The 16,926-nt window shown below is 64.9% G+C and carries 16 protein-coding genes and 1 tRNA gene; 12 read left to right on the top strand and 5 right to left on the bottom strand.

Translation table 11 applies throughout. From position 1 onward, the window contains the following. The first annotated feature begins 117 nt into the window (after positions 1–117). The 6 genes from G8E10_RS11975 (at position 118) to G8E10_RS12000 (ending at position 4,018) form a co-directional block, all read left to right on the top strand. A complete protein-coding gene (locus tag G8E10_RS11975) occupies positions 118–693 on the top strand; it encodes a GNAT family N-acetyltransferase (RefSeq protein WP_167129130.1) in 576 nt (191 codons plus the stop codon). Between the two features lie 67 nt (positions 694–760). After that, a complete protein-coding gene (locus tag G8E10_RS11980) occupies positions 761–2,014 on the top strand; it encodes a DUF930 domain-containing protein (protein WP_167129132.1) in 1,254 nt (417 codons plus the stop codon). A gap of 106 nt (positions 2,015–2,120) precedes the next feature. Continuing rightward, positions 2,121–2,474 (top strand): DUF1428 domain-containing protein, encoded by a 354-nt coding sequence (locus G8E10_RS11985; protein ID WP_167129134.1) that lies wholly within the window; start codon positions 2,121–2,123, stop codon positions 2,472–2,474. Between the two features lie 39 nt (positions 2,475–2,513). Next, the gene (locus tag G8E10_RS11990) at positions 2,514–2,936 is read left to right on the top strand and encodes a secondary thiamine-phosphate synthase enzyme YjbQ (RefSeq protein ID WP_167129137.1); all 423 of its coding nucleotides are present in this window, start codon (positions 2,514–2,516) and stop codon (positions 2,934–2,936) included. A 132-nt stretch (positions 2,937–3,068) separates the two neighbouring features. Then, positions 3,069–3,473: a nuclear transport factor 2 family protein gene (locus G8E10_RS11995; RefSeq protein WP_167129139.1), complete on the top strand. Its 405-nt coding sequence runs from the start codon at positions 3,069–3,071 to the stop codon at positions 3,471–3,473. A gap of 170 nt (positions 3,474–3,643) precedes the next feature. Beyond that, positions 3,644–4,018: a hypothetical protein gene (locus tag G8E10_RS12000; protein ID WP_167129141.1), complete on the top strand. Its 375-nt coding sequence runs from the start codon at positions 3,644–3,646 to the stop codon at positions 4,016–4,018. 284 nt (positions 4,019–4,302) lie between these two features. Here the strand turns inward: G8E10_RS12000 and G8E10_RS12005 are convergent, their stop codons facing one another. Next, complete coding sequence (locus tag G8E10_RS12005; protein WP_167129143.1) at positions 4,303–5,061, bottom strand: SIMPL domain-containing protein; 759 nt, start codon at positions 5,059–5,061, stop codon at positions 4,303–4,305. Positions 5,062–5,214: 153 nt separating this feature from the next. Between G8E10_RS12005 and G8E10_RS12010 the strand changes: the two genes are divergently transcribed. Continuing rightward, positions 5,215–5,290: transfer RNA gene (locus G8E10_RS12010), tRNA-Ile, on the top strand. A gap of 199 nt (positions 5,291–5,489) precedes the next feature. Here the strand turns inward: G8E10_RS12010 and G8E10_RS12015 are convergent. Next, positions 5,490–6,044, bottom strand: a complete 555-nt coding sequence (locus G8E10_RS12015; protein ID WP_110799277.1) for a flavin reductase family protein — start codon at positions 6,042–6,044, stop codon at positions 5,490–5,492. A 189-nt stretch (positions 6,045–6,233) separates the two neighbouring features. Beyond that, the gene (locus tag G8E10_RS12020) at positions 6,234–7,712 is read right to left on the bottom strand and encodes an FAD/NAD(P)-binding protein (protein ID WP_167129145.1); all 1,479 of its coding nucleotides are present in this window, start codon (positions 7,710–7,712) and stop codon (positions 6,234–6,236) included. A gap of 183 nt (positions 7,713–7,895) precedes the next feature. Between G8E10_RS12020 and G8E10_RS12025 the strand changes: the two genes are divergently transcribed. The 5 genes from G8E10_RS12025 to G8E10_RS12045 all read left to right on the top strand — a co-directional run bounded on the left by G8E10_RS12025 (position 7,896) and on the right by G8E10_RS12045 (position 13,352). After that, complete coding sequence (locus G8E10_RS12025; protein WP_167129147.1) at positions 7,896–8,876, top strand: aliphatic sulfonate ABC transporter substrate-binding protein; 981 nt, start codon at positions 7,896–7,898, stop codon at positions 8,874–8,876. Next, positions 8,876–9,763, top strand: coding sequence for an ABC transporter permease (locus tag G8E10_RS12030; protein WP_167129149.1), 888 nt, complete (start codon positions 8,876–8,878; stop codon positions 9,761–9,763). Before G8E10_RS12025 ends, G8E10_RS12030 begins: the two co-directional genes overlap by 1 nt. Continuing rightward, positions 9,763–10,554: an ABC transporter ATP-binding protein gene (locus G8E10_RS12035; protein WP_167129151.1), complete on the top strand. Its 792-nt coding sequence runs from the start codon at positions 9,763–9,765 to the stop codon at positions 10,552–10,554. Before G8E10_RS12030 ends, G8E10_RS12035 begins: the two co-directional genes overlap by 1 nt. Then, complete coding sequence (ssuD, locus tag G8E10_RS12040; RefSeq protein ID WP_110733999.1) at positions 10,551–11,720, top strand: FMNH2-dependent alkanesulfonate monooxygenase; 1,170 nt, start codon at positions 10,551–10,553, stop codon at positions 11,718–11,720. Before G8E10_RS12035 ends, ssuD begins: the two co-directional genes overlap by 4 nt. Positions 11,721–11,918: 198 nt before the next feature. After that, complete coding sequence (locus G8E10_RS12045; RefSeq protein ID WP_167129153.1) at positions 11,919–13,352, top strand: FAD/NAD(P)-binding protein; 1,434 nt, start codon at positions 11,919–11,921, stop codon at positions 13,350–13,352. On the opposite strand, the gene G8E10_RS12050 is transcribed toward G8E10_RS12045, so the two are convergent. Continuing rightward, positions 13,286–16,348 carry a class I SAM-dependent DNA methyltransferase gene (locus tag G8E10_RS12050; RefSeq protein ID WP_281517537.1) on the bottom strand — a complete coding sequence of 1,021 codons (3,063 nt, stop codon included), beginning with the start codon at positions 16,346–16,348 and terminating at the stop codon, positions 13,286–13,288. The two genes, G8E10_RS12045 and G8E10_RS12050, sit on opposite strands and share 67 nt — an antisense overlap. Continuing rightward, positions 16,276–16,659 carry a type IIL restriction-modification enzyme MmeI gene (locus G8E10_RS25940; protein ID WP_281517538.1) on the bottom strand — a complete coding sequence of 128 codons (384 nt, stop codon included), beginning with the start codon at positions 16,657–16,659 and terminating at the stop codon, positions 16,276–16,278. The genes G8E10_RS12050 and G8E10_RS25940 overlap by 73 nt, the downstream gene beginning before the upstream one ends. Positions 16,660–16,926: the final 267 nt, after the last annotated feature.

Raw genomic sequence — 16,926 nt, forward strand, 5'->3', positions numbered from 1 at the left:
CATCCCGCATGGGGTGTGCGGAGCGTTGTCCGGACTGATCGTCTGTTCCGCCGTCCGTGCCCCCTTCCAAAGGGTGGCCCGGTGACGGCTCGCCCTTGACCCTTCAAGGAGCGATCCATGCCTGATCCATCACCGTTCTCCCATCCTCATGCCGATCGTCGTCTTCCCGAGGGGCTGAGACTTCGAGCGGCGGAGCAGCGCGATGTCGCGGGGATCACGGAGCTTTCCAATCTTCCGCTCTATCGCGCGGGTACGCAAAGGCTACCGTTTCAAAGCGAAGACGTAACGGCCCGGTGGTTGGGGTCAGGCGGGGAGGCGGCATCCACGGTGGTGGTGGCCGAGCTCGATGGGCGGATCGTCGGGCTGGGCGGCCTGCACCGCCAGACCGGCCGGCGCCAGCATGTCGCCATTCTCGGCCTCGGCGTTCATGATGATTTTCAACGGCTGGGTATCGGCGTCGCTCTGCTCGATGCGCTTCTGGATGCGGCTTTCAACTGGCTGCAGATCCGGCGCGTGGAACTGACGGTGTTTTCCGACAATGCGGGCGCAATTGCGCTTTACGAGCGGGCTGGCTTTCGCGGCGAGGGCTTGTTGCGGGCCTATGCGTTTCGCAACGGTGCCTATGCCGATGTCATCGCCATGGCGCGGATGTCTTGGGATCTTGGCTTTGAACCTGCGCAGGCAGGAAGCTGATCGTTATCCGTGGTGAGAAAATGCCGGCGAGACCGCCCTCCGCTTGGTCTTGCGGCGGAAAGTGCCTATGTCCATCCCCGTGACATCAGATTCTTCTCAGCGGCGGTACGATAACCCTCTCCTGGCGATCCTCGCCTCGCTCGCGCTCCATGCCGCCGTGGTTGCGCCGTTCCTCCTGCAACTTCCCGAGAAAACGGCGGAGGCGCCCGTCGAGCCGAGCGTCACCGTGGAAATCGTGCCCGAGCCGGAACCACCGCCACCGCAGCCAGAGCCTGAGGCGACGAAAGTGGAGAAGGCACCGCGGTCGCCGGCCGCTGCCGCCAAGCCGGAGCCCGCATCTCCTCCGCCACCATCCGGCGCGACACCAGCTCCAGCCGAGCCGACGCCGCCCGCCGCGCCATCGCAGCCCTTCGAAGCGTCTGCAGCGGCGGAGCCGGATGCGCCACCGGACCCCGTCGATATGCCGGCCCCGGATGGTGAGGCGAAACAAGCTGATACGGTACCGCCCGAGCCGGTCGGGGCGCCATCAAGGAGCCCTGCGCAAGCCGCGGAGAAATCGGATACGGCACCTCCCGCCACGGCCAAAGCGCCTGTCACGGAACCGACGCCGGGTGCGGCCGCATCACCAACGCCAGCGCCAGCGCCCGAACAGACGGAGACGTCGTCAGCCGTACCGGAGATCCTCGTGGGCACGACCACGTCGGACGAAGGAAAGGGGGAGGCCGTTCCCCCGGCATCACCGAAGCCCGCCGAGGCACCTTCTGCCGAGCAAGAGCAGCAGCCTCTGCGCGAAACACCTCCCCGTGAGGATGGTAAGAGCCCAGAGGAAACGCCAGCCGCTCCGCCGCCCGAGAGCGCGGACGACTCACCGATGACGCCAAGTGAGCAGGCGGCCTACGTTCCCGCCACGCCCGCCATCCCGCAGGCAAAGCCCACCCCGGCGCCGGCACCGAAGCCGGCGAAGACCCTCTATTCCAAGAACATTCTGGCGGATCCACGTGTGCGCGGCGCCTTGGACAAGTTACCGCCGGACGTACGTCTCGTGCAGATCTGCAGCATCGAGGCGCTTGAGCAGACACGACACTCCAGCGCGGCGTTTGTCCCGGAAATTATCAAGGTGTTCGGGAGGAATGGCGGGTTGATCTCCGGGCAGCATCTCAGCGCCCGCGGTGGCGCCGTCCGATCCCGTGGCGTGTGGCGCGAGATTACGTTCGAATGCACCGTCAACGCCACGTTCGATACGATCACGGCCTTCCGCTTTGCCCTTGGCGGAGCGATTCCGCGTAGTACCTGGGCCAACCGCCGTCTCCCGGCGGATTAAGATTGCACCTTTGCGGTCGGCTTCCCCCTCGTTGCGGAACATCTCGCCAGCCTTCGCCTTCTTTTGCCATAATGACCGCACGCTTATGCGCGTGAAAGGAAGAGATATGACCTACGTCGATGGTTTCATCGTCGCCGTGCGCCGGGATCGGCTCGACGCCTATGCGGACTTGGCGCGGGCGGCCGGCGCGGTCTGGAAGGCGCACGGGGCGCTGGATTACGTGGAATGCGTCGGCGACGATTTGCCCTATGGGCAGGTCACCTCGTTTCCCCGCGCCGTGCAGGCAACCGGGGATGAGGTGGTGATCTTCGCCTGGATCGTCTACGCCTCCAAGGCCGAGCGGGATCTGATCGTGCCGAAGGTCATGGCGGATCCGCGACTGAAGATCGATCCGGAGGCCATGCCGTTCGACGGGCAGAGAATGATCTATGGTGGGTTCAACACGCTGGTTCAGATATAGAGCGGGCTTCCGCCGATCCATCAGCGTCCGGGAGATGTCATGCCACAAACCATGCTGACCGTATCGACCCGCGGCGCGGGGCTCTACGAGTTTACCGGCGAGGTGCAGGCCTTCGTGCGACAGTCCGGGCTCGAGGAGGGCTTGCTGACGGTGTTCGTCCGTCACACCTCCTGCTCGCTGCTTATCCAGGAAAATGCCGATCCGGATGTGCGGCGGGATCTCGACACGTTTTTCTCGCGCCTCGTACCGCCGTCCGACGACCCGTCGATGCGCTGGGTCATTCACACCGACGAGGGCCCGGACGACATGCCGGCGCATATCAAGGCGGCGCTTACCGCCGTGTCGATCGGTATTCCCGTATCGGCGGGGCGCCTGGTGCTCGGCACGTGGCAAGGCCTCTATCTCTTCGAACATCGCCAGCGCCCGCATCGGCGCGAGGTGGTGCTTCATCTGGGACGTTAGTCGGGGGCATTAATTCCGGCCGTGCGGAAACGGTCCGAACGAGACCACTGCTTGACATCGGCCGCTCCCACATCATCTTTTCTCATGGGCCTATGCTTTGATAAAGCGCGGGCGGACGACGATGGAGGAGAGATGATCGACGTACAGACGATCGCGCAGCGCTTCATGGAGGCGCTGAACCACCGCGATTTCGAGACGATCGCAGGGTTTCTGGACGAGGATGCGGCACTGGATACCCTGACCGGACAGCGCGCCATCGGATCGCATCCGTTGCGCCTGGCGATCATGAGCTACTTCCGGCATTTTGACGAAGAATTCGTCGATATGGTGCCGATGCGCGATCAGCTTGGCCAGCGCGTCGCCGTGGATGTCACGGCGCGCGGACACTATCGCGAAAGCATGGCCGGCTTTCCCCCGGCAAGCGGGCAATCCTATTCGATCCCGAGCGTCTTCGTCTTCGAGTTCGACGGGCCGAGCGTGACGCGTCTCACCCACTACCGCAACATCCGCATCTTCGAGCAGCAATTGCTGCGCTAGAGCGCATCTCTTCGTGCGACTCGTTCAAAATAAACGGTACGTGAATGTGCGATTTTACCTGCGTTCAGCTTCCTTGCGCTAGAAAGGGGTCCTTCGCCGGAAGACGGCGAGCAACAAATGAACGCCCTGCGGCGACGCCGGTGCGCTCCAGAAGATCGAGGAAACGCTCCATGAAAACCATGATCACCCGACTTGCCGTTGCTGCGCTGATCGGCGTCTCCGGCCTTTCCGCCTTTGCCGGCACCGCCTCCGCCGACCAGATCCGTCTCGGCCTGTACTCCGGCTCCGTGGTCGATGTTCAGTATCGCGACGAGCGCGACTGGTCGCGCAACCGCCACGATCGCGACCGCCGCGACTGGGGCCGTGATCGCCGTGGTCGTTGCGCACCGTGGCTTGCTGCCGACAAGGCCAGCGCCTACGGCCTGCGCCGCCCCCGCGTGGTCGACGTCACCCCGCGCCGCGTCGTCGTCGAAGGCCGCTTCCGCGGCGGTTTCCGCACGGTGACATTCGCAAATGTCCGGGGATGCCCCGCTCTCGGCCGGTAATCGAGCCATCGGCCTTGCAATAGGCACCTTCGGGTTGCTGATCGCAAGAATCGAAAAGCCTGCTGGGTCCAAACGGAGCCGGCAGGCTTTTTCAATGATGGGTACTCTCAATGAGAATTCGCAGGGAAAAGGGAGAGAGCCTGACAGCACACCGTCCCTCTGCTCCGGCGCGAAGCTCCTCCGTCGCCGCCCGGCCTGGGATCTCACGAGTGGCGATGGATATTCCTGTCCACCAGAGACGGAGCGGCGAGCCGGGACAAGGCTCGCCGCTTGTACCTTTGCTATCAGGGATCGATTGCAAAGGTCACGTTCACCGTGACGTTATAGTTGTTTTCGCCGTTGGCGATCGGAACGGACGTTTCGGCCATATCCTTGGCCATGGCGCGGGCCATGGGCATCGGTTCGGGGCGACCGGCATTCTCGTTGATCTCGATCACCCGCCCGAGTTTGACGCCCGCCGCTTCGGCAAGCGTCCGCGCCTTGGTTATCGCGTCGGCAACGGCGGCCTTGCGGGCTTCGTTGAGCGTTGCCTCCGGCTTGTCGTTCGTAAACTGGATGCTGCCGCCCTGATTGACGCCGAGCGTCACGGCCTGATCGATGATCGCGCCCAGCTTGGCGATCTCGCGCAGACGCACGGTCAGCGTGTTGGCCACCTGATAGCCGATGAGGGTCGGGGGCTCGGTGCCGTTGTTGTTTTCGGGGTAGCGGTACTGCGGATTGACCGCAAAGCCGGAGGTCTGGAGGTCCCGATCGGCGATGCCGCCGGTGCGCAGTGCGCCCAGCACATCGGTCATCGCCTTCGAGTTGCCGTCGAGCGCTTCCCGCGCCGTCTTGCCGTCCGTCACCACGCTGAAGGAGAGGATCGCCATATCCGGCGCGACAGCCGCGCGTCCCTCACCGCTGACCTCGATCACAGCCTCGCGATGCGGCGGCGGCGGTGTCTGGGCGAAAGCGGGCAGGGCCGCCGTGGTCGCCAGGGCGAACGCGAGAGTGGCAGCGAGGCCAGCCGGAAGGGCACGGCGCAGGCGGAGCGTTGAGGTCATATCAGGTTCTTTCTCTTCATCTATTTCGTCCCTGCAACCTTGTTGCGGGCCGAATGTGAAGGGAATACGGCGGTCCCTTGTGACAATCCCGAAATTCCGCTAAAGCCATCCCGCGGAGGCCACCATTGACCTCGCGCAACGGCACCGCCGTCAGGGCCTGTAGCTCAATGGTTAGAGCCGGCGGCTCATAACCGCTTGGTTGGGGGTTCGAGTCCCTCCGGGCCCACCATTCTTATTAAGTTATTGAAATAATTTGACGATTTTTCTCGCAAATTTCACTGCGAGGGGCAAGCGCGGCTGCGGAACTTGTGCTGATAGCGCGCCTTTAGCAGCCATGCTGCTGAGCGCCGTCGTCCGTCCGGAAAAGCCTGGACCTCGCCATCGAGTCTCTCGCGAATAGTCCCGAAGCCACCCCGAACGGGCTCCCTCTACCCCCGGAACGTGCCGTATCCACCATTGTGGTAGAGCAAGGGTGCGCCTTCCTTTTGCCGGATGGCGAGGACGCGGCCGATGATGATGGCGTGGGTGTGGTGTTCGATGATGTGCTCGACTTCGCAGTCGATGGCGGAGAGGGCGTCGCTGAGGACGGGGGCGCCGCTGGCGAGTGTTGTCCACTCGGCGCCGTCATAGCGGGCGGGGCCTCTGAGGCCGCCTTTTCCGGCGAAGCGATCGGCGATGTCCTGCTGGTCGTCCGACAGGATGTTGACGCAGAAATGGCCGTGGCGGGCGATCACCGGCCAGCTGGAGGACGAGCGGTTGATGTTGACGATCATCGTCGGGGGATCGACGCTCAGGGCCGTGGCGGAGGTGACCGTGGCGCCCGTCCGGTCGTCCGTGCCCGCGGTGATGACGGAGACCGTGGCGGCGACGTGGCGCATGGCCTGCTTCAACTGCTCTGTTCCATCGAACTGCACGATGGACAGCGGCGCTTTGGCTGCAGCGCTGACGCCGTTTGCGGCTGAAGAGGTCTTGGCAAGGCTCATCGCATTTTCCTTCCGGAATGGCCGGGCTCGAAGCTGCCGGCATGTGTTCGGCGCGGGCGATGTGGCAGATACGTATGTGCTGCCCATCTCCGATAGGCCGGCACGATAATGTCTACTTGAATGCTAGACAAAGAAGAGAATGCCACTGCGGGCATCGCACCGGGAATGGATTTCCGTTTTTATTGGCTCTTACGGTGCGGTGATCCCGGTGGCGTGCCGTTGCGCTATGCGTGCGTCGGCGACGCGGGCGGCGACGAGGCGGGCGTGCTCGCTCACCTGCGGCAGGCCCATCAGTTCGCCGAAGCGACCGCGGGCAAGGGGACCGGAGATCAGGAGGCTGTCGTCCGGCTTGCCATCCGTGTCGAGCGCGCGGGATTCCGCGTCGCAATCGATGCCGAGGCCGGTCGGGTCGAGGCGGAGATGGCCGGCGTCCCGGAGATCCCGCAGCCAGCCCTGGCTGTCGAGAATGCCGCCATGGGCGGGGCCGGTGGTGACGACCACGGCGTCGAAGAGGCGTTCGATGGTGCTGGCCGACCCTTTCAGCTTCAGCGTGACGCGGATGCGGTCACCCTCGATAAGGGCCTGCCGGACGGAGCCTGCGACGATGTCGAGACGGCCCGTTTCGATCGCCGTATCGAGGGCCTGCTCGACCTGCGGGGCGATGCGGAAGCGATGGACGTCCCAGAAGACCCGGAGGTGTCGAACGATCCGGCGGCGTTCCGTTATCGGCAAGTAGGGCCAGAAGGTGGCGGCCTGTGTGCGAACCTGATCGATGACGGCATGCCATGTGAGGCCAAAGGCTTCCGCCGTGCGGATCGCGTTGCGGACGCGTTTAACGAGCTCGCGGGCAGAGGTGGGCGGTGGGGTGAGAAAGTCGCCGAAGGGTTCCAGCGGGAACGGCGCATGGCCGCGCGAGCGCAGACCGCGGCGCGAGACGGAGAGGATGCGGCCATGATGACCGGTGACCGTGAGCGAGGCGACGACGTCGGCGGACGTCAGGCCGTTTCCGACGACGAGGACATCGTCGTCCGGGCGAATCGCGGCGAGGGAGCGAGGTCGTGTCGGATCGGGCACGAAGCGCGGATGGTTACCCAGCGCCTCGGCGAGCGCGCGGGGCGGGGCCGGTGGTGGATGCGTCGTGGCGATGACCACGAGTGCGGCGTCGTGGCGCGTGCCGGTGTCGTCCTCGATTTCCCATCCGCCGGCAACGCTGCGCACCACCGTCACGGCCGAGCGGACGTGGCGCACGGCGCCGCTTTCGATGTGTGGTTTCAGGCTGTCGGCGACATAGGCGCCGAAAATGCCGCGTCGCGGGTAGAGCGCGCCGTCCGGGCGTCTCGCCTGGCTGTCTTCGGCGGTCGCGTTCGTCCGCTCCAGCCAGGCTGCGAAGTGCTCGGGCTCGTCCGGGCGCAGGCTCATGCGGGCTGCAGGCACGTTGATGCGATGGGCCGGATCGGCGGTATCGTAGGCAAGGCCGCGGCCGATTTCGACGCGGGGCTCGAAGACGACGATGTCGGTCTGGAAGGCGATGTCGGCGTTTCCGGCCAAGTGATAGGCGACCGCCGCACCGGAAAACCCGCCGCCGATGATGGCGATGCTCTTGCGGGCGCCAACCCTGGGATGGCCTGCCTGAACCGCGGCAGACAGGCGCACATCGGTGATCGTCATGAGGGTATCACATCCATTCGCTTCGAGTTGGCGCACTTTCCACCGAATGCGGGCCCGCTGCAAACGTAGAAATTCTAAGGATTTGATAGATAATAGAAAGCCATTCCTTCTTCCCGGCATGTCTCCTTTCTACCTTCCTGATCTTTCCCGGCAGCGGCCGGCGGCGAGAGGACGGTGGGCGACATGGCAACGATTTTGGGCAAATTCCTGGCACTCGGCATTGCCACCGGCGTGGTGCTTGCCGGGGCCGTGAGCGGCGCGCTTGCCGCCGATGTGAAGGAGATCCGGATCGACTGGGCCACCTATAATCCGGTCAGTCTGCTCCTCAAGAAGCAAGGCCTGCTGGAAAAGGCGTTCGAGAAGGACGGGATCAGCATTCGCTGGGTCCAGTCTGCCGGGTCCAACAAGGCGCTCGAATATCTGAATGCGGGGTCGATCGATTTCGGGTCCACGGCCGGCGCTGCGGCGCTGATCGCCCGCGTCCACGGCAATCCCATCAAGTCCATTTATGTGTATTCGCGTCCGGAGTGGACGGCACTGGTAACGGGCAAGGATTCGACGATTGCGAGCGTCGCCGATCTCAAGGGCAAGACGGTTGCCGTCACGCGCGGAACGGATCCGCATGTGTTTCTGGTGCGGGCGCTGGCAGATGCCGGGCTGACATCGAAAGACGTGAAGTTCGTGCTGCTGCAGCACGCCGATGGCCGGCTGGCGCTGAGCCGCGGCGACGTCGATGCCTGGGCGGGTCTCGATCCGCTGATGGCGGCAGCCGAAGTGGAGGAGGGCGCAAAGCTCTTTTATCGCAAGCCTGACAACAACAGCTGGGGCGTGCTGAACACGCCGGAAAGCTTTGCCACTGAACATCCCGAGATCGTGAAGCGTGTTCTGGCCGCCTATGAGGAGGCGCGCAAGCAGGCGCTGGCCGATCCCGCTGCGTTGAAGGCGGCGCTGATCGAAGCCGCAAAGCTGCCCGAGGCGGTCATCGACCGTCAGCTGGAGCGCACCGATCTCTCCACAGCGCGCATCGGCGACGTGCAGGCCGAGACCATCACCAAGGCAGGCCTCGCTCTTCAAGAGGCGGGCGTTCTGCCGGCCGATGCCGATATCGGCAAGACCGTGGCCGACCTTATCGACCCAAGCTTCAGTCAGGACCTTATTCAGTAATGACCATCGGCGCGGCAGAAGCAGGGCTGGGAGCGGGCGTCGGCGACGGGCGGGCGGACACGGCGGCCGTTTCGCGACGGGCATCCTGGCTGCGCCCTTCGGCAGGCGGCTGGGGCGGTGCGCTCATTCGGTTCGCCCTTGCCGTCGCACTGCCGCTCGGCGCGTTTCTTTTTTGGGAGCTGGCGGTCGATAGCGGGCTCGCCAGCGGGCGGCTCGTTCCGCCGCCGTCGCGCATCCTTGCCACGCTCGCCGACCTCTGGACGGCGGGGCAGCTTGCCGACCATATCGCCTCGACCTGTCTGCGCGTGCTGCTCGGCTTTCTCGCCGGTGCCGCGGCCGGTGCGCTTGCGGGGAGCCTTACCGGCTATTTCCGGTTCGTGCATGCGGCGGTCGATCCGACCTTGCAGGCGCTGCGCGCCATCCCGTCGATCGCCTGGGTGCCGCTGTTCATCCTCTGGTTCGGCATCTTCGAGACGTCCAAGGTGGTGTTGATCGCGACGGGTGTGTTCTTCCCCGTCTATCTCGGCGTGTCTACGGCGCTGCTCTCGGTCGATCGCAAGATCGTCGAGGTCGGGCGGATCTTTCGGCTGAGCGGGTTCGATCTCGTTCGGCGCATTCTCTTTCCCGCCGTGCTGCCGGCGTTCATCGTCTCGCTGCGGGCGGGGCTCGGGCTCGGCTGGATGTTCGTCGTCGCAGCGGAGTTCATGGGCGCATCGGAAGGCCTCGGCTATCTTCTCGTGGATGGCCAGCAACTGGGCAAGCCGGACCAGATCATGGCGGCGATCCTCATTTTCGCAGTCATTGGCAAGCTGTCGGATGCGCTACTGGTGGGCGCGACCGCGCCGCTCATTGCGTGGCAGGACAATTTTAGCCGGGGAGGTCTCTGATGCTGTCGCTGACCGGACTGGGCAAAACCTATGCTGGCGGCGTGCAGGCGCTCGCCGGCTTTACGCTGGACGCGCGGCCGGGCGAGATCGTGGCCGTTATCGGCGGTTCGGGCTGCGGCAAGAGCACGCTTCTTCGGTTGATCGGCGGGCTCGACACGCCAACCACGGGCACCGTCAGCATCAACGGCGAGACGGTCGAGCAGCCGCATCCGCTGATCAACCTCATCTTTCAGGAGCCGCGCCTTCTGCCCTGGCTGAGCGTGTGTGACAATGTCGGCTTCGGGCTCGCGCATCTGCCACGGGCCGAGCAGGTGCTGCGGATCAACGAGGCGCTCTGTCGCGTGAACCTGGAGGCCTATGGCGACCGACTGCCGAAGGCGCTCTCCGGCGGGCAGGCGCAGCGCGTCGCCATTGCCCGCGCGTTGGTGACCCGGCCGGAGGTTCTGCTGCTCGACGAGCCCTTTTCCGCGCTCGACGCCTTGACGCGCGAGACGCTTCAGCAACATCTCCTCGATATCTGGTCGGAGACGCAGGCGACCATGATCCTCGTGACGCACGATATCGACGAGGCTGTTTCGCTTGCCCACCGCGTTATCGTCATGAAGCCGTGGCCCGGCCGTATCCTCGACGAGATCGTCATTGCACGGCCGCACCAGCGCGGCGGTGCCGATTTCGATCAAGCTCGGGCGCGGGTTCGTAGCGCGCTCAATCACTCCCTTTCCGCCTCGGCCCCTGCTGATATCCGCAAGGGCCGGGCACAGCATTCATCCGTTCTGGAGACATCGCCATGACTTCCGCCCCTGAAAAAATCAACGTCCTCTGGTTCCTGCCGACCCATGGCGACAGCCGCTATCTCGGCACCACCATCGGCGGCCGCAATGTCGATCTCGCCTATCTGAAGCAGGTTGCGCAGGCCGCCGATTCGCTTGGCTATTACGGGGTGCTCATCCCCACCGGCAAGAGCTGTGAGGACAGCTGGGTGGTCGCGTCGGCGTTGGCACCGCTCACGGAAAAGCTGAAATATCTGATCGCCGTGCGTCCCGGCCTGCTGTCGCCGACGCTTGCAGCCCGCATGACGGCGACGCTCGACCGGATTTCGGAAGGCCGCGTGCTCATCAACGTCGTGACCGGTGGAGATCCGATCGAGAACAAGGGCGACGGCATCCACTATGCCCATGGCGAGCGCTACGAAGTGACGGAGGAGTTCCTCCATATCTACAAGGCGCTGCTGCAGGGCGAGACGGTCAACCACAAGGGCAAGCATTTCGACATCCAGGATGGGCGCGTGCTGTTCCCGTCCTACCAGACGCCGCATCCGCCACTCTATTTCGGCGGTTCTTCCGGTATCGGGCAGGAGGTTGCGGCGCGCACCATCGACAAGTACCTGACCTGGGGCGAGCCGCCGGAGGACGTTGCGAAGAAGATCGCCGAGGTTCGGGCGCTGGCCGACCGAGAAGGCCGCGAGGTCACCTTCGGCATCCGCCTGCACGTCATCGTGCGCGAGACGGCGGAAGCGGCCTGGCGCGCGGCGGACGAACTCATCCAGTATCTCGATGACGACACGATCGCCGCGGCGCAGAAGGTGTTCGAGCGGATGGACTCGGTGGGCCAGAGCCGCATGAGCCGCCTGCATGGCGGTCGTCGCGACAAGTTGGAGGTCAGCCCCAATCTCTGGGCGGGTGTCGGCCTCGTGCGCGGCGGCGCCGGCACGGCACTGGTCGGCGATCCCGATCAGGTGAAGGCGCGGATGGAGGAATACCGCGAGATCGGCATCGATACGTTCATCATGTCGGGCTATCCGCATCTTGAGGAAGCTTACCGTTTCGGCGAACTGGTCCTGCCGAACCTGCCTTTGGCGCATCCCGTCAGGACGCGTGAAAAGTCGATCAATACCGGGCCGTTCGGCGAGACGATCGCAGGCGACCATCGCCCGACGCTGAAGGTCAGCCAGTCCTGATCTCATTGCGAGGTCGTCGCCGATACCGGTGCCCGCTGTCGGCACGGGTATCGGCGAAGGCTCGACTGTGTCGTCTATAAAATCACTCGACAAACTCCGTGACGTCTCTACCTTGGGCGTGTTGCGGTCATCAGGCTTCTCGGTTTGCTGCCGGGATGCTCCACGATGCTGCGCCGAAGACAGACGGAGGGGTTGCTCTTGGATTATGATGTTGCGGTCGTCGGCTCGGGGTTTTCGGCCATCGCGGTCAGCGTTCACCTGTTGCGGTCGCTGCCGCCCTCGGCCACCATCGCGGTCGTCGGCGACGATCCGGCCTTTGGCCGGGGCACCGCCTACCGCACCGAGTTCCACCTTCACCGGTTGAACGTGCCGGCGGGGCGCATGAGCGTCTTCCCGGACGAGCCGGATCATTTCCTCAACTGGCTGGAGCGGCAGGGGCGCGGTATCTCGCGCGACGAGTTCGCCTCGCGCGGCGATTACGGGCTCTATCTTCGCGATACGCTCGCCTCTCTGCTGAGGGACCGTCATGCGCGCCCCAAACTCGATTTCATCCGGGCAAAAGCGACCGGATGTGTCCGCTCGCAGGATGACGGGCTGCTGTTTCAATTGGCGGATGGCGAGAGCCTGCATGCGCGGGCCGTAGCCCTATGTCTGGGTGTCGGCACTGCAGACCTGCCGCTTCGGGAGGAGCGGATCGCAGACGCCGCGCGGCGGCGGCTGGTGCGCAATCCGTGGCGGCTGAAGTGGCTTTCGAAGGTGAAGCCGGACGACACGATCTGTATTCTCGGCTCGGGCCTGACGATGATCGACCAGGTGCTGACGCTGCGGGCCCGGGGGCATCGTGGCGTGATCCACGTTCTCTCGCGACGCGGGCTGGTGCCGCATGCCCATGCCGGGCATCATGGCACGGCCGTGCTGCCGGATCTTCCCGACGACCCTCTGACGATCAGCGGCATTCTTAAGGCGTTGCGCGCCCAGGTCCGCGCTGGCGCGGAGTGGCGCTCGGTGATGGATGGCCTGCGGCCGCGAACGCAGGCGCTGTGGCAGCGGCTTTCCCCGCCCGAGCGGTCCCGCTTCCTTCGGCATGCCCTGGCCTGGTGGAACATCCACCGCCACCGTGTCGCGCCGCCGGTGTTCGAGCAGTTCGATGCGCTGCGTCGCGATGGGTCCGTGAAGGTTCATGCCGGGTTTTTGCGGGATATCGGCATCGACGGAAATCGGCCGTGCCTTGCCTACCGGCCCCGCGGTTTGCAGGATGTCGTGTCCCTACCGGTCGATTGGGTGGTCAACTGTACAGGCATGGAGCGCGCCGGCATCGGGCATTCGCCCCTGCTGGTCGAAATGGCGGATCAGGGGATCATCGTTCCCGACCGGTTGGGCCTCGGCTTGCGGGTCGATGAGATGTCGCGCGCCACCGGTGCCGGCGGCGGGGCTCGCCCGGGCCTTTTTGCCGTGGGTGCGCTGACGGCCGGGCAGTTCTGGGAGATCACGGCGGTGCCGGATATCCGCGTCCAGGCACAGACGGTTGCCGGCGCCATCATCGCGGATACTGCGCTGGTCAAAGCTCAGGCAGCGCGGCGGAAGGCGAACGTTCTTCCCATGTCCGAGGTGGAGACCAGCCCCATCCGGTAGAGGGATGCGAGCACGCTGGCGACGGCTGGGCGGATACGCTGTCCCTGGCGGAACCGGCCTGCAATGTCGGCCGCATCGACGGCACCGCCGCTGGCAATCAAGGCATCGATGACGAGCGCGGTCTGCGCGGCGTCGTCACGGGCAGGGAAGGCCTGAAGGCCTGCTGCCGCGGCAATACCTTGGGGAAGGCTGAGATCGGCCTCGATCTGCTGCGCCCTTTCGGTTTCGGAGCCAAAGCGCTCGATCTGGTAGTCCGGGCGGACCCAGCGAACGATTCCACGCTTCTCCTCCCGGGTGCGCTCCCTGTTCAAGGCAACGAGGTGGGCCAGCACGTCGGCTTGGGGCAGGTCTGCCGACCAGCCATAGGCGGCGGCCACGGCCATATCCAGCTCGTCGTGCAGCTCCCTTAGGATCAGAACGAGACCGTCCTCGAAGATCCGGCGTTCCCTCGGCTCCAACCGGTCGGGATGCGTGCCGGAGACGATGCGGTCGAGCACGTTGTAGAGGCTGGTCAATGTCAGATGCGGATGGGCTGCGAGCACGCGCTTGCGATGGGCATCGAGCGCTTCACTGACACGGCCGATCGGGTTCCGGTGCGTGTCCGCCATGAGGGGAAACGGGAAGGGATCGAAGCAGCGGGACTTCGAGTATCGGGGCCTGTCTTCGAGCGTGCCACCCTGCGCGGCCGCCCACATCGCGTGCCAGCGGGACGAGAGGATGCCGAGGACCGCAGAGTCGTCCGTCGCGATGACGACCAGCATGTTGTCGGGCAGGATATCCGCATCCAGGAACTGGAAGATGCGATGCTTTGCCGTCTCGACCGTGGCGATGTAGCGGGACAGACCGGCAAGGGCCGGGCGAAGCTCACGGCGGGGTTCGCCGAAGATCCACCAGTTGTCCCGGTAGGTCGCCCTGTTGTTGCGGTCCCGCTCCGGCTTCACGGTCAGTCTCAGATGCTGGTAGAGTTCGGGGTAGAACGTGCGCACCTCGTCCTGCGTTCGTCCGAGGAGATCGATGGCCATGACCTCGCGAGGCCGGTTCGTCAGATCGCGGCCGTTGCGATAGGCCCGGATGTGCGTGTCGAGACCGGCGTGCCTGCCCCGTCCGAGGTGCTCCGCCTCTTTCCGACTGATGATGAAGCCGGCCCCATGAAGTTTGACGCCGGGCGAGCAGATCCCGATATTCGCCTTCAGGCCACCCGCGGCGGTCACATCGGCGCCGATGGTCAGGTCCGCGTTAATCCTGCCGGACGTCTCGCGAAACAGGATCACCGGCGTATCCGTCGCCACGCCGTCTTCCGAGACCACCTCCATCAGCCGTCCTTCCAGCCTGCCCGCTTCCACAACGGTCATGGCGATCCGCACGGCGGCGCTGTCGCGCGTGACTTTCGTCCAGGGATGGTCGGGGATCGCCATGACCAGCGAGACCGGCGCTTTGGCGGCAAGGTACCGCTCCATGACGCGACGCTGGAAGACCTGGCCGATCGAGTTGGTGGTCACGAAGCCGAAGCGCTGGAGGCGGGTGCCCTTCCGGGCCAAAAGCTCGGCCGACCTGTCCCACCAGTACATGACGAAATCGGCGCTCTCGTTCATCTCAGGGTGCGCGGCCCACAGGGCTTCCGCATAGGCATCGCCCATGCGGTTGCGCAGGTCCTTGCCGCCGATGAAGGGTGGGTTGCCGACGATGTAGTCGGCGTCCGGCCAGTCCGGCGAACGAGGATTGTCTAGCGACACGAGAACCGCATCCATGCAGCGGATATTGTGGAACGCCTTGAGAATCGGTTCGGAGGGGATGCCGCCGTTGTTGCGGAAGTGCAGTTGCAGGTGGCCGATCCAGAGGACGAGTTCGGCGATAGAGGCGGCGCGGGGGTTGACCTCAAGGCCGAGGAACTGGTGGGGATCCACGGTGTGGCTCTCCAGCCCGTGCAGGGCTTCCTGTCCGCCGAGATCGTTCAGGGCTTCCAGCACATCGCTTTCCAGCGTTTTCATCAGCTCCAGCGAGACATAGAGAAAGTTGGCGGTGCCGCAGGCAGGGTCGAGGATGCGCAGGTTGCAGAGCCGGTCGTGGAAAGCCTGGACGCTGGCGATCGCCTGCTTCTCCCGGCCTTCGGTCTTCTGCCGGTCGGCCGTCGCGCGGATGCCGGCCCACTCCAGCCGCAAGGGGTCGATGACGGTCGCGATGACCAGCCGCTCCACATAGGCACGCGGCGTGTAATGGGCGCCGAGGCGACGACGGTCGGTCGGGTCGAGCGCCTGCTCTAGAAATGTTCCGAAAATGGCGGGCTCGACATCCTTCCAGTCGTGGTTGGCCGCGGCAGCCAGTTCGCCGATCTCCTCGCGCCGGAGGGGCAGGGCACGGCGGTTGCGGAAGAACTCGCCGTTGAACCGCCGCACGGGGTGGCGGATGGTGGCGGAAAAGCCGCCTTCGTCCATCGCCCGCCAAAGCTCCTCCATCATGCCGGGAAAGATTTCCGGCCGATCGGCGCAGTCCTTCAGCAGGACCTTGAAACTGTTGCGTGGCAGAAGGTCCACGTCCTCGGCGAACATGGTGAACAGCACACGCATCAGGAACATCGCGACGTCTTCCGTGGGATGGCCCGCCTTCTCCAGTGCTTGGGAGACCTTGGCGATCCGGGTGGCGATCTCGCGGGTGACCTTGGCGGCGTGGCGGGCGGGGTCAAGAGACAGCGGATCGGACCAGATGGCGACGAGGCGCTTGCGGACGGCCTCGTCGCGCAGGTCTTCCAGATAGATGCGGTAGGCGCGTCGGTCCGGGAAGATGTCGTAGGCCTTCCCGTCGCGTCGAAAGTTCGCGTAGATTTCGATGCAGTGGCCGACGTCGCAGACGAGGAGGAAGGGCGGGGGATCATGATCGGGCGGCAACAGGCGCACGTAATCCTCGGCTTGCGCGCGCGCATTGCGCATCAGCACGTCCCAGGCGCGACCGGCTCCGCGCCGGCCGCGGGTCTGCGGCTCCATGCCGGGGAAGGCCAGCATATTCTCTGCGGAGCCCGCCGTGCCGCGCAGGCTCTTGTCGCCGAAGATCCGGCTTTGCTTGCCTCCAGCACGAAGCAGTCGCGCTTGTAGAGGTCGATCCGGCGGCGCGTGGGTGCGCCTTCGCGGTTGGGCTCGCGCACGACGCGCTCGAAGACGTAGTCGTTGGCTTCCGTGCTGGCGGCGGCCGGCTGGGCATGGGGCAGGCCGAGGAGATCGCAAAGTTCGGTGAGGAACAGGGCGTAATTGGCGCGCTCCTGCCCACCTTCCTGTCCCTGCCACCGACGAATGAACGTTTCAACTGCGGACTGCACGCTCGTCCCCCTTGCACGCGTCTATTTCTGGGAGACTCCTGACGCAGATGCAAGTATAAATTACATTTCAACCTGATGCTCGTTTTACGTGCTGTCGCTGGCTTGTGGCAAAAGCCGAAATTGGCGGGGCGGTGCGGTAATCCGGCTCTTGCGGTTTAAATCGCCAGCGTCACACCCTATACAAACCTCCACACGCTGCGGTGCGACATGCGCCGTGGCGAACGGTGGCATCGGACGCTGCCTCATGACAGGACCAAGGAGACGAGC

The organism is Ferranicluibacter rubi, from assembly GCF_011603255.1.
In the GTDB taxonomy this organism is placed as follows: Bacteria; Pseudomonadota; Alphaproteobacteria; order Rhizobiales; family Rhizobiaceae; genus Ferranicluibacter; species Ferranicluibacter rubi.